At 44.8% G+C, this 15,411-nt stretch carries 6 protein-coding genes (1 of these 6 running past the window's edge); 3 read left to right on the top strand and 3 right to left on the bottom strand.

Annotated elements, in window-relative coordinates; all coding sequences use genetic code 11:
* Positions 1 to 20: 20 nt before the first annotated feature.
* The 3 genes from L3V43_RS12365 to L3V43_RS12355 form a co-directional block, all read right to left on the bottom strand.
* On the bottom strand, positions 21 to 491 hold the full coding sequence (locus tag L3V43_RS12365; protein ID WP_010607100.1) for a chemotaxis protein CheX: 471 nt from the start codon (positions 489 to 491) through the stop codon (positions 21 to 23).
* An 80-nt stretch (positions 492 to 571) separates the two neighbouring features.
* Positions 572 to 1,006 (bottom strand): zinc uptake transcriptional repressor Zur, encoded by a 435-nt coding sequence (gene zur, locus L3V43_RS12360; protein WP_010368795.1) that lies wholly within the window; start codon positions 1,004 to 1,006, stop codon positions 572 to 574.
* A gap of 126 nt (positions 1,007 to 1,132) precedes the next feature.
* Entirely contained in the window at positions 1,133 to 3,595 is a 2,463-nt protein-coding gene (locus L3V43_RS12355; RefSeq protein ID WP_233525186.1) for an EAL domain-containing protein, read from the bottom strand.
* Positions 3,596 to 3,858: 263 nt separating this feature from the next.
* Here L3V43_RS12355 and ggt point away from each other — a divergent pair, with 263 nt between their 5' ends.
* The 3 genes from ggt to L3V43_RS12340 all read left to right on the top strand — a co-directional run.
* Positions 3,859 to 5,553, top strand: a complete 1,695-nt coding sequence (ggt, locus tag L3V43_RS12350; protein ID WP_237116628.1) for a gamma-glutamyltransferase — start codon at positions 3,859 to 3,861, stop codon at positions 5,551 to 5,553.
* Positions 5,554 to 5,665: 112 nt separating this feature from the next.
* Positions 5,666 to 7,681 carry an amidohydrolase family protein gene (locus L3V43_RS12345; RefSeq protein ID WP_237116629.1) on the top strand — a complete coding sequence of 672 codons (2,016 nt, stop codon included), beginning with the start codon at positions 5,666 to 5,668 and terminating at the stop codon, positions 7,679 to 7,681.
* Between the two features lie 723 nt (positions 7,682 to 8,404).
* Positions 8,405 to 15,411, top strand: partial view of a non-ribosomal peptide synthetase/type I polyketide synthase gene (locus L3V43_RS12340; protein ID WP_237116630.1) — the 5' portion only. The gene runs 2,920 nt beyond the window's last position; 7,007 of the gene's 9,927 nt are visible here — the first part of the coding sequence; its start codon is at positions 8,405 to 8,407; its stop codon lies off the right edge, out of view.

Genomic DNA, 15,411 nt, shown 5'->3' with positions numbered 1-15,411 from the left:
GTAACGTGTGTTTTTAACTGTTAGGCGAGTTTGTCGAAGCTGACTTCGATATTGGCATTACCGTCAGGAGAGGTGAATGGCATAATAAGTTTAGGACCATCACATTTATGAGTGATGGTATGGCCTGGGCCTGAAACGACAACCGGTGTTGCCATATCAAATTCGTAACCTTTTTCGCCGAGCAGGTTTTTAGCACCGCCAGTGACCATGTTGGTGATTTCACCAACCATATCAGTGACGTCTTCATTTATGGAGTCTGGGCGTTCACCAAGCATACGCTCCATAATGGTTAGCGCTAAGTTTTCTTCAAAGGTGATCGAAAATGACCCTTTTGTCTGTGGACCAACCATACCAATCAGACCCGATACATCACCTTGTGCGACTTCGTCTTTCTTCACTTTTGGCTTACCCGGCGTCAATTCTGTTTGCGCCATTGTAGCCAATACATTGATTAGAGATGATAAAAAGGGGTTGATGAACTCTACATTCATATTGACTTTCCCTTACGCTTTTTTAATAAATTAGTGTCGCTCTTAGTGATAAGTGTAGTGGGCTTTTTTACTCACTGCACTTAATCTTTACATTTTTCGCAACGGCCATGAGCCTCGATGGTTTGCTCTGTAACCACAAATCCGGTTTCCGCAGCTAGGCTGTTCAGTTCATGCGAAATCGTGTTTGAGTGTAACTCTTGAACGTTACCGCAACTATCGCAGATCAGTAACTGCACTGGATGTGTGTGGTCGAAGTGATGGCAAAGCATAAACGCATTAGTGCTTTCTATTTTATGGATAAAACCCAACTCAGAAAGAAAGTCTAAGGCACGATATACGGTAGCTGGTTTTGCAGCCGCTTCCGTCAACTTGAGCTCTTCAAGTAAGTCGTATGCGCCAACGCCACCTTGTTTAGAGGCGAGTAGTCTAAATACTTTTTCTCTAATAGGAGTAAATCGTGCACCACGGTTGTCACATACTTGCTTGGCTTTGCTAACTAGTAACTCTATATTCATGATTCAAAATCCTTACACTGCCTTGCAATACTAACATATTATTTTTATTAGTCTTGTGTTTACCCAGATTTATTATCTCAAGTGGATATTCGGGAGCGATGTTGCTTTTAAAGTTTGTTTTGCTTGCTAAGATGAACGCTTAACTGGTTCGATCTTAGTATGGTAAAAGCTTTCAAATTGTGCTGCAGAAAGCGGCTTGCTGATCAGATATCCTTGACCAAAATCACACTCTAGCTGCTGCAATAAACGCAATTGCTCCAGTGTCTCCACGCCTTCGGCGACTACTTTCATCGATAAATTATGCGCCATGGCAATAATGGTTTTAACTAACGCTTTAGACTCGTGAGTGGTGAGCATATCGCTGATAAAACTGCGGTCTATTTTGAGTAAATCGAAGGGGTAATGACGGAGATAGTTCAGTGACGAATAGCCCGTACCAAAATCATCCAAAGATAATTTAAACCCTAACTGATGTAATTGGGTTAGGGTCTGTTTTACCTGTGCCTGTCCTGAGATCAGTACGCCTTCTGTGATCTCCAGCTCGATAAAGCGATTGGCAATCGGGATGTCTTTTACTAATAGCTCAATCTGTTTCAAAAGGTTTGGGTCTTTAAACTGCCTTGGTGATAAATTGATTGCGATGCGGATGTCGGAGTCTAAGTGTTGCTGCCATTGGTGTGCTTGGTTAATAGCCGTTGAGAGCACAAACAATCCGATGTCGATGATCAAACCGCTTTGTTCCGCAACGGGAATAAACTCCGCAGGAGAGACATTACCCAGTGTTTTACTGTGCCAGCGAAGTAAAGCTTCCGCGCCAAATACATCACTGTTTTCAATATAAAATTGAGGTTGGTAAAACACTTCTAACTCGTGTTCATTTAGTGCTACGCGCAGTGCTTCCTCAATTTCAATGCGCCGAGACAACTGTTGACTCATCTTTTGATTAAATAGACAGTAGTTGTTGCGACCATTACTTTTGGCATTGTACATTGCGGTATCAGCGCAGCTAAGTAACTCTTGGGGGGAGTTCGCGTCTAAAGGATAGATAGCAACGCCTATACTGACTGAAATATTAAAATCTTTATCGTCGACAATAATGGGATGGTGAAAAAGTTTGATGAGCATATCGGCAACTGAGGTAATGTCTGCAGTATGTTTAAATCCTCCCATCAACACAATAAACTCATCACCACTAAGACGTGACACGGTATCTTGCTCACGTAGCGATTGCTTGAGTCTTTCTCCCGAAGCGATGAGAATTTGATCCCCCGTTTCGTGTCCGAGTGAATCATTGATCCTTTTAAAATCATCTAAATCAATAAAAAACACCACCGCAAGCTCATCGTTGCGTTCGGCATCAAACAGTTGCTGCGCTAGCCGCTCCATCGCTAAAAAGCGATTTGGTAAATCGGTCAATGAGTCATAAAAAGCGTGATGTAAAATGACTTCTTCTTGACGCTTTTTCTCGGTGATATCTCGCACTGCAATAACCAATTGATCTGTTCCTGGAATAGGAGATAACCGAGCTTCAAATAGCTTCGCTTGATCAGCAATTGTCAGTGGATATTCTATTTGGGTTAATTGGTGGCGCTGATTGGCAGACTTGATGGCTTGGCTAAAGTGTTTAGCTGCGTGGGAGGGCAATACTTCCGACATTTTCTTGTTGATAAATTGCTCAGGCGACATATACAAGTCGTCTGATTTTCCGGTATGACATTCTAAGATAGTGCCATCCGTATTGATTATAAAGAAAATATCCGGTAATGCCTCAAAAACACTATTAATAAGTGCGTGACGGCGCTGTAATTCTTGGGTGCTTTGTAATTGTTGTTGCCAGTTTTTTTCTAACGTTTGTGCCATGACATTGAATTGCTTGGCAAGGACTCCAAGCTCGCCATGTCCCACAATGTCGGCTCTACTGCTCAAAGACTTTGTGGATAATGCATTGCCTACTTGGATCAGTCTTTTGATCGGTTTATGAATGAAGTAATGGGTAAAGCTTAGTAGCGCGATAATGATGAGTATCAAAAACACCGCTAAAATACTCGCCTTCGTTATCAACTGTTGCTTTAACGAAAGAAAAACGGTGCTTACGTCATAAATAGCAATCAGCCTAACTAAATCAGCGGACTCAGCGACGGGCACTTTAGGAGAAATGGGAATAGCTGCGAGAAAGTGCTGCTGATTAGGGTCAAATGCCACAGTGAGGTCAAGTGTGCGTAGTGTTGCTGTCACTTGCGCCTGACTGATAACTTGATTAAATACTTGCAGTCCAACCGCTGAGTGTTGGCTTTCGTTGAGGAGCGTTTCTCCTTGAATAAGGAAGAGCGCTTTATATTTACCGTCAGAATAATAATCCTCGAGAGTCAGACTTATCTGATTATCGTTGCCCTCCACAAATTCAGTGAAAAGATGTCTACCTAAATGCGTAAAGTTTTGTCTCAGCCTAGCCTCATAGCTTTCGAGCAGCATGTCTCGCTGGTTAACATATGAAATGGAGATAATAAAAGACGAGATCACCAAGCCACAGAGTACCGTGCCCCAAGTCAATGTTTGTTTTAAGTTTATAGAAATAACCCGATTACTCATAAATAACCAATTCAATTACCCTGATCTCGATTAGGTTTATTTTTTCTGCACAGCACTTCAACATTTAAGTGTAGTCCAGCTGCAAAAGCTTGTATTAGATTTGAGGGAAAACTCTTGTGGCAGAGCGAGTGCTATGGCGATGGTGTCTTGAGTTTTCGCATTAGGTCCAATCTCGTTTTCTTTCGCTTTGACCGCAAATGAATTGCTGTAAGCGAATTGGCTTTTTATATTGGTTAAAAAGAAAACAACAAAAGAGAAAAATAATGAATAAGGTCGTTAAGTGCACACTGGTTAGTATGCTATGTGCTTCTGTAAGCTCAGCGGCTCTCGCATATGACAGGATCACGGGAAAAGCTTTTGCTAGCCGTTCAGAGGTTATTGCAACTCAGGGTATGGCTGCAACTTCTCAACCACTGGCAACCCAAGTCGCAATAGAGGTATTGAAGCAAGGCGGAAACGCCATAGATGCTGCAATTGCAGCTAATGCCATGCTTGGCCTAGTGGAGCCTACAGGTTGCGGTATCGGTGGCGACTTATTTGCTATTGTGTGGGACGCGAAGCAACAAAAGTTATTTGGTCTCAATGCTTCAGGGCGCTCACCAAAAAGCCTTTCGCTAGCAAAGTTACAGCAGCAAGGAGATACGATTCCAAGTTATGGGCCGCTTCCTGTTTCTGTGCCCGGTGCGGTCGATGGTTGGTTTGAACTGCACAAAAAATTTGGCAAACTGCCAATGAAACAGTTACTTCAACCCAGTATCGACTACGCTAGAAGCGGCTTTCCAGTTTCGGAGTTGATTGCTTATTACATGCAGCGCTCGGTGTCAGCTCGTGAGCAATATTCCGGATTTAAAGAAGTATTTATGCCTGAGGGTGAAATGCCTAAAAAGGGAGAGATATTTAAGAATCCGGCACTCGCTAATACCTATGAGTTACTTGCAGAAAAAGGCCGCGATGCCTTTTATAAAGGCAAAATTGCTAAAGAAATCGACCGTTACATGAAAGCCAATGGTGGATACTTGAGTTACCAAGACTTGGCTGAGCACCACAGTGAATGGGTTGACCCCGTAAGTGCTGATTATCGCGGCTACACGTTATGGGAACTACCTCCCAATGGTCAGGGCATTGCCGCCCAGCAAATTCTCAATATTTTAGAGGGCTATGATATCAAGGCTATGGGATTCGACAGCCCTGAGTATATTCACACCTTTGTTGAAGCAAAAAAACTTGCCTTTGCAGATAGGGCAAAATACTACGCCGATCCAGACTTTAATGAGATACCAGTCGCGATGCTTATTTCGCAAGCATATGCTGACAAAAGACGTGCATTGATTGATCCAAATAAAGCAGCTAAACGCGATCATGCAGGTCCTGTAGAAGGGGATACCATTTATCTCACGACTGCTGATAAAGAAGGGAATATGGTGTCGCTGATCCAAAGTAATTTCCGTGGTATGGGCTCGGGTATGACTCCAGCTAAGCTTGGCTTTGTCTTGCAAAATAGAGGCGAGCTATTTGCGTTAGATAAAAACCACTACAACGGTTATGCGCCGGGAAAAAGACCATTTCACACCATTATTCCTGCCTTTGTCACAAAAGATGGTAAACCATGGATGAGTTATGGCGTGATGGGAGGTGCGACTCAACCGCAAATGCATGCGCAGATCCTCATTAACATGATTGATTTTGGTATGAATCTACAAGAAGCGGGCGATGCGCCTCGAATTCTGCATAGTGGTTCATCGCAGCCAACCGGTGAAATCATGACGGATGGAGGGTATGTCAGTCTCGAGTCTGGTTTTTCCATGGAAACCCGTAGAGAGCTGATAAAAAAGGGTCACAAATTACAAGAAGCAGTTGGTCCTTATGGCGGTTATCAAGCGATTATGCGAGATGGTAAAACTGGAGTGTACTATGGTGCATCCGAAACAAGAAAGGATGGCCAAGCAGCAGGTTACTAAAAGCCTGATTGGGTAGTGAAATCCACACGAATTGTAACAGTTAAAGCACTTCGCTTTTTGTTATCTTGATGTAATATTATTGTCGTTAAACGGAAATTTAAGGAACAATAACATGACAAAAATAATAACAAAGCGAATTGCCTTGTCGACACTCGTTGCGGCGCTTTTAACTACGCAGAGTTGGGTAGTATTTGCTGACACCATTATCAATAATGTTTACTCAGAAAAGGGCTTAGCTGGTACGCTAAGCCAAGAAAAAATCGACGAGCAAAACTATACAGCCAAAATTGAGTTTGGCTGGAACAACCGTCGGATCTTAATTGATGAAACCTTAAAGTTGAATGAAAAAGGGTTACCCATCAATTTTAGTCTTAAAGGACGTTCTGCTTTTGGCTCCACAATTGATGAAACGTTTAGTTATAACAGAGGCATTGCGCAGTGGAAAAGTGTCAATGAATCAGGCATTAAAGCTGACGCGACACTCGATTTCTACGTACCGTCTAATAACCACCTTGCACTAGATAACGCGACGATGCGTTATGTTCTAAAAAATAATAAATACGAATTAGATGTTTACCCTCAGGGTAAAATGCTTATCGAAAAAATGAAGACGATGAAGTTGGGGGAACAAACCGTTCATCTATTAGTAACGAGTGGCCTTAGTCTTACCCCTAATTTTGCATGGTATGACGACGATGGTAACTATTTCGCGCAAAGTTGGGGGCCAATGTATGTCTTGCGCGACGGCTACACCAAAGCACAGTTCGAAGAACTTGAGACTATCCAAAAACAAGCCGAACAGCAACATCTAGAAAACCTCGCTAACAAGCTGACACACGATGTCCCTGTATTACTGATTGAAAATGTTGCCGTCTTTGATGGTGAGCAGAAAAAACTGCTGAAAAACCATGATGTGTTGATTAAAAATGGCAAGATTGTAGAAATTGCTAAACATATTAAAAAGCAAAATGGCGTGGTTAGCCTTGATGGAAAAGGGAAAACCTTGATCCCAGGGCTTTGGGATATGCACGGTCATTTATCAAAAGAGAACGGTATTTTAAATATTGCGAACGGTGTTACCAGCGTTAGAGACATGGGTAACGAGCACGACAATATTATGGAAATTGAAGCGCTATTTAATACCAATCAGGTGTTGGGCTCGCGTGTATATCGTGCTGGCTTTATGGATAAATTCAGCGAAAACTCAGCAGGCTTAAGTGTGAAGTCATTGGAAGAAGCGCTCGAGACGGTCGATTTCTTTGCCGATAATGGCTATGTTCAAGTGAAGCTCTATTCTTCTATCGATCCGAACTGGGTAAAGCCTATTTCTGAACGTGCACATAGCCGTGGATTGAGGCTTAGCGGTCACGTGCCCGCGTTTATGACGGCAGAGCAAGCCATTGAAAATGGTTATGATGAGATTCAGCACATTAATATGCTATTCCTTAATTTCCTTGCTGGTGAAGAAGTGGATACCAGAACACAAAAACGGTTTTCACTGATGGGAGAGCAAGCCTCTGGCTTATCACTTGATAGTCCAGAGATGAATGCATTCATCAAGTTACTAAGTGATAAGCGCATCGTTGTGGATCCTACCGTATCTACATTCAGAAGCTTATTGATGGCAGAAGATCAAAAGATCAATCCGGAATTTGCTGCTATTTCAGAGCATATGCCAATTGCATTCGCTCGCGGTTTAAAAGGGGCTGAGATGCATGTTGATGAACAGTTTAAACTGAGCTATCAAGAGTCAGGTGAAGCAATGCAAAAAATGCTGAAAAAGCTCTATGATGCTGGTGTTCCAATGGTACCTGGAACGGATAATATTGCAGGCTTTACCTTGATCCGTGAGCTAGCACTTTACGTTGATGCGGGCATTCCTGCGGCCGATGTGCTGAATATGGCAACGCTTGAGAGTGCTAAATTGATGGGGGTTGCACATCAAACCGGTTCAATTGCCAAAGGCAAAGTGGCAGATCTAGTGTTGATCGATGGCGATCCACTTAAGGATATTACAGCACTGCAAAAAGCGACATTGGTGATCAAAGGTGAGCAAGCGTTTAAGCCTGCTGAAATTTACCAAGCGATTGGAGTGAAGCCGTTCACTACCTCGCCTTCGCTAAAGTAATATTAAGTACATTACAAAAGTAATAGTTTGATGCTGTAAGACCAGTGCAAATAAATATAACACTTGCACTGGTTCTATTTTCGTTACCTCGATATCAGACTAAATTGTATTTCTGAGTTTTACCAAAAGTGTTTCTAAAACAGAGGTTTGTTTAAAAAACAAACAAATTGTTCTGGCTTTCCTGTTACTACCTAATAAAAAATTCCTAAAAACGGTTCGGTGTAATCTTGTGTAATGGATAAATTTACTTTTTTGTTAATAAAGCGGTTTATTTATCAGTTTCTTGTGCTAGCCTTTTTCAGTACAGATCACGAGTCGTTGATGTGAAGCCATACAAATTGTGTGCGTTTTACCAGCTTCGGTATGGTCTTTTTTACAACTCTATTTGAGACTTTGATGTCGTCACCCTCGCGTACAAGGATGGTAAAAAAGTTGCCATATTCAAGCGTTAAAGTGACAGTGAGTGATTACAGCAATGTTGTATATATGCTGCAAGCAAATAGCAAAAGGTGCTGTTGATTAACTTGGCTCGCGGTTTTAGCGGTTAGTTAACCTTTATAGATATACCCTACAAACGTTTTCCTACTTAAGTGGGTACTGTGTTTGTTGCGGTTAAGTAATTGATTGGTTTTTTACAACGTTACTGATGGTTAACTGTCGCAAGCCAAATTGATACTGCTCGCGCTGTTGCCAAAGGAATCCCAACCAAGTTATGGGGATGGCATGAATACAAATATTGTTACTATACTCGCGAGTTTAGCGCGTACTCGATCTCAAGATATTGCCTATCAATATTTTTACGATGAGGCATTACCAAGTAAAACCATTTCCTACCAAGAACTGCATGAGCGTGCAGCCTCTATTGCTGAGACATTGAGTGAATATTTTGAACCGGGTGACAGAGCATTATTACTGTACAACTCTGGATTTGAATTTATAGAAGCTTTTTTTGCGTGTTTATACGCCGGGATAATTGCGGTACCGGTTTATCCACCTAAAAAGAATCAAAATGTTGATCGTCTGCGCGCCATCATCGAAGACGCAGGTGCCAAAGGTGCACTTACCAGTGAAAAGATCAATGAAATCGCCAAGCCATTGCTTGATTCTGAGCCAAGTCTAGCGCAGTTAGCACTATTTACTACCGATAACATTGCACTTAAATCAACCACTCAACAGTGGCCTCGTGCACAAATCCGTGGTGAGCAACTGGCATTTTTGCAATATACCTCAGGCTCGACGGGCACACCTAAAGGCGTAATGGTAACTCACGACAATATTCTTGATAATCAGGCGCTAATGAAAGAAGCGTTTGGTCATGACAGCAACTCTTCGATTGTAAGTTGGTTGCCTCATTTCCATGATATGGGACTGATTTTTGGCATAATGCACCCAATCTATATCGGTGCGACAGCGGCGCTGATGAATCCGGCTTATTTCCTGCAAAAACCACTACGTTGGCTAAAACTGCTTTCACAAACCAAAGCATTAACGTCAAGTGCGCCAAACTTTGCCTATGATCTGTGTGTGGACACCGTCAAAGATGAAGACCTTAAAGACTTAGATTTGTCCCATTGGCGCTCAGCACTAAATGGCGCGGAACCAGTGCGTGCCAGCACGTTAGAGCGCTTTTATCAAAAGTTTAGAGTGTGTGGCTTACAAAGAGAGAGTATCGCACCTTGTTACGGCATGGCAGAAACCACTTTATTTGCAACTGGTGGACGTCTTCTAGAAAAGCCAAAGATATTACGTATTGATGCAGCCAAGCTACAGCAGGGCATAGCCGAACAAGTCGCAGATGAAGATACAGTAGATGCGTTTTATGCATTAGATGTGGCTGATGAACAGCAACCTTATTACGCCGTATCTTCTGGCGTGAGTTGGGGCGAGCATTGTATTGCGATTGTTAACCCTGAGTCTTTTGAAGCATGCAATGATGGTGAAACCGGAGAAATTTGGGTAACTGGTCCAAGTGTAGCAAAGGGGTATTGGAATAACCCAGCGGCAACTGAGGCTACATTTCATGCCAGAATTAAAGGTGCTGACGAGCGGGCTTATCTCCGTACTGGTGATTTAGGCTTTATCCAGCGTGGGGAATTGTTCGTTACAGGACGCGCCAAAGACGTGCTTATCTTCCGCGGTAAAAACTACTACCCGCAAGATATAGAACTTACGGTTACACAAGCAAGCGATAGCTTAGAACAAAATGGCGGCGCAGCGTTTTCGGTCGCCGCTAATGGTAATGAAGAGCGTTTGGTGATAGTACAACAAGTAAAGCGTACTGCACTAAGAAAGTTAAATGCTGAGCAGGTATTACAGCAGATCACCGCTGCGATCGTTGAGCACCACGGCATTACGCCTTATGACATCGTATTGATAAAGCCCGGTCGCATTCATAAAACATCGAGCGGTAAAATTCAGCGCCAAGAGAATAAGCGCAGTTATTTAGCCGATAACTTTGAAGTAATTGCGCGCGCCCGTGAAGCTGCTGTACCACAGCAAGCTGAGGCGCCATCGTCCTCATCGTCACTACAACAAATTCAGCGGTTATTACAAGATTTAGTCGCACAAGAAATAGATAAGCCCGCGCGTAGTTTGGATATCGACGCGCCATTCTTGGCATTAGGTGTGGATTCGATGAAAGCGGTACGGATCTCAGGGGAATTAATGGAAGTACACGAGCTAGATCTTGAGCCTACGGTACTTTACGAATATCCCTCAATTCGCGAACTAGCCCAGTATTTAAGTCAGTTTAGTACGCTTACTCAAGCCCTAGGACAGACAGAGCTTAACGAGTCGAAAGGCGCCACTGAGCAAGCGAATAAGACGCAGCCTACTCGTCGAGCTGAAGATATTGCAGATACAGATATTGCCGTGATTGGCATGGCCTGTCGTTATCCTTCAGCAAATGGACTCGATGCATTTTGGCAGCTGTTATGTCAGCAAGGTGATGGGATCACCACGCCAGATCCTAAGCGCCAGCAGCTTTGCCCGAATCTTGAAGCCGACCGACTTGGTGGCTATTTAGAGAATGTCGATGAGTTTGATGCTGCATTATTCGGCATCTCGCCACTCGAAGCTAAGCATATCGACCCACAACATAGATTACTGCTCCAAACGACTTATCACGCTATACAGCATGCCGGTTACCAACCCGCCACGCTCGCAGGTAGCAATATTGGCGTGTATGTCGGTATATCGCAAAATGATTACTTTTTATTGTCGCAACAACAGCAAAAAAGTACCGCATATTTAGGTACGGGTACAGCGCTGAGCATTGCTGCAAACCGCATTTCTTATAGCTTTAATTTTACCGGCCCGAGTGTGGCGATTGATACTGCGTGCTCGTCATCGCTGGTGGCGCTACATCATGCAATTCAAGCACTAAGAAATGGAGAAACGAACGCGGCGTTGGTGGCGGGCGTTAATCTTATTCTGAGCGATGATGTGACTAAGGCCTGTGAAAACGCACAAATGTTGGCAGCAGACGGCCATTGCAAAACCTTTTCACAGGCAGCGGATGGCTATGTGCGAAGTGAAGGAGTTGGGGTGGTGATGCTAAAGCCGCTACAACAAGCCATGGCAGACAACGACCCGATTGTTGGTGTACTCAAAGGCAGTGCAATTAATCAAGACGGCCGCAGCAATGGCATTACCGCGCCAAATAGTGCCGCGCAACAGGCTGTGATCAATGCCGCCCTTGATAATGCCAAGATGCAGGCGGGAGATATCCACTATGTGGAAACCCATGGCACGGGTACGGAGCTTGGCGATCCTATCGAGATCACAGCATTAAACCGCACGTATGGAGAACATCATAGTCGTCATGATCCGGTTATTCTCGGTGCGGTAAAAGCGAATATTGGTCACCTTGAATCCGGTGCGGGTATTGCTGGGCTTATCAAAACGCTACTGTGTTTACAGCATGGGCAAATTCCTGCGCAGCGTTACAGTGAGGTGTTAAACCCGCATATTCCATGGCAAAAACTCCCATTTATGGTGCCGCAAAACATGCAGACATGGTCTGTACAACAAGGGGGGATAAGAGCCGCTGGATTAAGCTCTTTTGGTTTTGGTGGTACTAATGCACATGTGATCTGCGCACAAGCGCCTGTGCCTAAACCAGAAATGCAAGCTGAAGTAACACCGCCTTTGTTTTATCTATTGCCTCTCGCTGCTAAATCTAAAGCTGCATTGCAGAAACTTGCTGGTCACTATAGTGAACGATTGTCGAGTCTGACTCCTCAAGCATTTGATGACTTCTGCGCACAAAATGCCGAGCAAGTGCCGCTTAAAGGTGTGCATAAAACGTTTAGTGGTGTGAGTAGAGAAGCACTTATTTCGCAACTGAATAGTCCCATTATTGCTGAACAGTCCTCGGCAAATACTGCACCAGAAGTTGCGTTTTTGTTCACCGGACAAGGTTCACAATACCCCTTGATGGCCCTCTCTTTATATCAACACCACGCAGTGTTTCGCAGTCACTTAGATGACATTGACAGTCTGATTGGCGAGCGCTTTGGAGCACGCCTGTTGGATGTGTTATTCGATGAAAAGCATAGTGAACTGCTGGCACAAACCCGTTGGACGCAAGTGAGCTTGTTTGCCGTTGAATACAGTGTGGCAAACTTATTGATGCATTATGGGGTGAAGCCATCCCAGCTACTCAGTCATAGTGTTGGTGAGTATGCAGCGGCTTGTATTGCTGGCGTGTTCTCGCTTCGAGATGGTGTTGAGTTGATTGCAGCGCGTGGTCAACTAATGCATGAATTACCGATAAAAGGCAGCATGATCGCCGCAAGATGTGATGAAATAACCGCACGTAATTGCTTGAGTGAGATTCAGGAGCAAGTGGTTATCTCAGCCTTCCATGGTGAGGCTGGGGTAGTATTCTCCGGTGCTGATGAAGCAATCACAGCCCTCAGTGACGTGCTTGCAGCACAGCAAATTAAAGTAAAAGCGCTGCATACGGCAAACGCTTTCCACTCTCCATTGATGGCCCCCATGCTAGAGGCCTTTAGGGAAGTCGCTGAACAGGTTAGATTCCAACAGCCTCGGCTGCCTTTTGTTTCATCCATGACGGGGCAAGTGGAGTCTACACTTATCGCTACGGCCGAGTATTGGGTTGAACAAATTAAGGCACCGGTTCGCTTTGTTGACTGTGTAACTGCGCTTGAGTCACTTGAGCATGGCTTAGCGATTGAGCTTGGTCCCAAACCTATTTTGAGTGGCTTACTACAAGAAAACAGCAATAACAAAGCGCTTAATTATGCCCATGTATTGCACCCCAAAGGCGATGATAGCAAGAGGTTCGTCGAGTGTTTGGGCACATACCTCGATTTAGGCGGGCCGCTCGAATGGCAACAGGTGTATGGCAGTCGTCCGAGCGTTAGAGTGGGCTTGCCGCAATATCCATTTGATTGCAGCTCATACTGGATTTTTGGTACTGAACAATCACAGCCCGAAGCTCTGACAGTGGTGAATGCGAGTGACCGTGATGCACAAATTCGCAGCTTTGTGCTCAATACCCTAGCGGGGTTATTGTCGATGCCCGCTGATGCCATCCAAACCAACCTCCCTTTGTTAGAAATGGGGGTTGATTCGTTGATGATCATGCAGGCCGTTAGAGTGTACGAGCGGGAATTCGGTTTAGAGTTTAGTGTTCGTCAATTTTATCAAGAACTCAGCGATGTCGATAAGTTAGTGGCCTATATTCAAAGCCATAGTGACTATCTCAAAGCGCCGCAAGGTTCACAACAAGCTGGCAGTTTGCCATCACCTGCATCGGTGACGACTGATACGCCAAAAGGTAGTGTAGTAGAGGCTGACAACCACACGCTTGTCGCTATCTATCAGGCGCAATTGCAGGCGGCAAGCACAGTGACCAACGCTGAAGCGAGAGCTGCGTTAGAAGCTGTGGTGGGACAGCAGTTACGCCATATTCAGGGCGCGAAAGTTGAAAACAGTGCAGTCACCTCGACAGCAACCTTGGTATCAAAGCCCCAGCCAAGCAGAGCCCAATCTGTATTACCAGGCGCACAGCAAAAACAAGTGCAGCGTGCCAATAGCAGCCCAGCCATGCGTCAACATCTTGCTGCATTGAGTGATGCTTACATTGCGAAAACGCACAGTTCAAAAGCGCTAGTGAGCGAATATCGCGGACGCCTTGCGGATTGCCGAGCATCGGCAGGTTTTAGACTGTCGAGCAAAGAGCTACTTTATCCGGTGTTCTCTAAGCGCTGTGAGGGCGCATATATCTGGGATATCGATGATAATCGCTATATTGATATCACCATGGATTTTGGTACTAACTTATTTGGTCACAACCCTGACTTTATCAAAGCAGCACTGGCGCAACAGCTTGAAGCGGGTATGCAACTGGGGCTTGCAAGTCCTGATGCGCCTGAGGTTGCTGCACTTATCTGTGAGCTGACAGGGCTTGAGCGGGCATCGTTTTGTAACTCTGGTACAGAGGCGGTAATGACGGCGCTACGCTTGGCAAGAACGGTGACCAAACGCGATAAAATTGTTCAGTTCTCAGGCGCGTACCATGGTCACTATGATGGTACTTTGGCAACTGAGTCGCCAGAGCAAGGCGTAGAGGCAATGTGTGCTGGAGTGCGTTATGGCGCAATCGCCGATAATCTCGTTTTACCTTATGGTGATGATGAGGCGCTAGAGGTTATTACCCGAGAGGCGCAACATATTGCCGCGGTGATTGTTGAGCCGGTACAAAGCCGTCATCCTGAAAATCAGCCTTGGGCGTTTTTACGTAAACTACGTACGCTTACCGAAGCGCATGGTATTGCCCTCATTTTTGACGAAATGATCACTGGCTTTAGAGCACACCCCGGTGGTGTTCAAGGCTTGATAGGGGTTAAGGCCGATATGGCAACCTATGGCAAAATCGTCGGTGGTGGTATGCCTATCGGTGTAGTCGCGGGGGCCGCTACCTATCTCGATGCCATTGACGGAGGAAATTGGCAATACGGAGATGACTCCTACCCTTTGACCGATACCACCTTCTTTGCCGGGACTTTCTGCAAACATCCAATGACCATGGCGAGCGCCAAAGCGGTGTTGCAAGCTATTCAGTCGCAAGGTCCAACGTTACAACAAGGGATCAACGACAAAACCGCGGCATTTAAAGCACATCTCAATGCGTTTTTTGAAACCCATGACGTACCCATTCGAATAGAAGCGTTTGCATCATTATTCCGTTTTCGCTTTTCGCAAAATCTTGATGTGTTCTTTTATGAAATGCTAGAGCGCGGTGTATTTATCTGGGAAGGACGAAACTGCTTTTTCAGCGCCGCCCATACAGATGAAGACATTGCAGCGGTGATAAACGCAGTTGAAGCTAGTGTACTTAGCTTAAAACGTGCGGGTTATTTTGGTGAAGTGAGCCCAAGTGATGACGATGCTGCATTTCCACTTAGCCATAGCCAGCAGCAGCTATTAGCGATGGCGTTGACCTCTAGCGAAGGGGCGAGTGCATATCAATTACAAGCGATATTAAAGCTCTCAGGTAAGCTCGATTTAGCGCGGCTGAAGCAAGCCGTTACTACGGTTTGCCGTGACTTCCCAATCTTGCGTTTTGGTGTCGATAGTGACCGCTTAATGCAATATTGCCGAGTGGAACAAGCCGAGTTGCATGTTGAGCCATGGAACGAAGAAGACCAAGCAGCATTACACACCCGACTATCCGCACTGCGTTATCAACCATTTGACTT

This window comes from Pseudoalteromonas sp. L23 (assembly GCF_021728455.1).
In the GTDB taxonomy this organism is placed as follows: domain Bacteria; phylum Pseudomonadota; class Gammaproteobacteria; order Enterobacterales; family Alteromonadaceae; genus Pseudoalteromonas.
Note: the sequence above shows the minus strand (reverse complement) of the source record. Positions and strands in the feature narration are given on the sequence as shown.

Bases quoted from the DNA above. Each gene is read 5' to 3' on its own strand.
- ggt (WP_237116628.1), top strand. From the start codon at position 3,859: ATGAATAAGGTCGTTAAGTGCACACTGGTTAGTATGCTATGTGCTTCT.
- L3V43_RS12365 (WP_010607100.1), bottom strand. From the start codon at position 491: ATGAATGTAGAGTTCATCAACCCCTTTTTATCATCTCTAATCAATGTA.
- zur (WP_010368795.1), bottom strand. From the start codon at position 1,006: ATGAATATAGAGTTACTAGTTAGCAAAGCCAAGCAAGTATGTGACAAC.
- L3V43_RS12355 (WP_233525186.1), bottom strand. From the start codon at position 3,595: ATGAGTAATCGGGTTATTTCTATAAACTTAAAACAAACATTGACTTGG.
- L3V43_RS12345 (WP_237116629.1), top strand. From the start codon at position 5,666: ATGACAAAAATAATAACAAAGCGAATTGCCTTGTCGACACTCGTTGCG.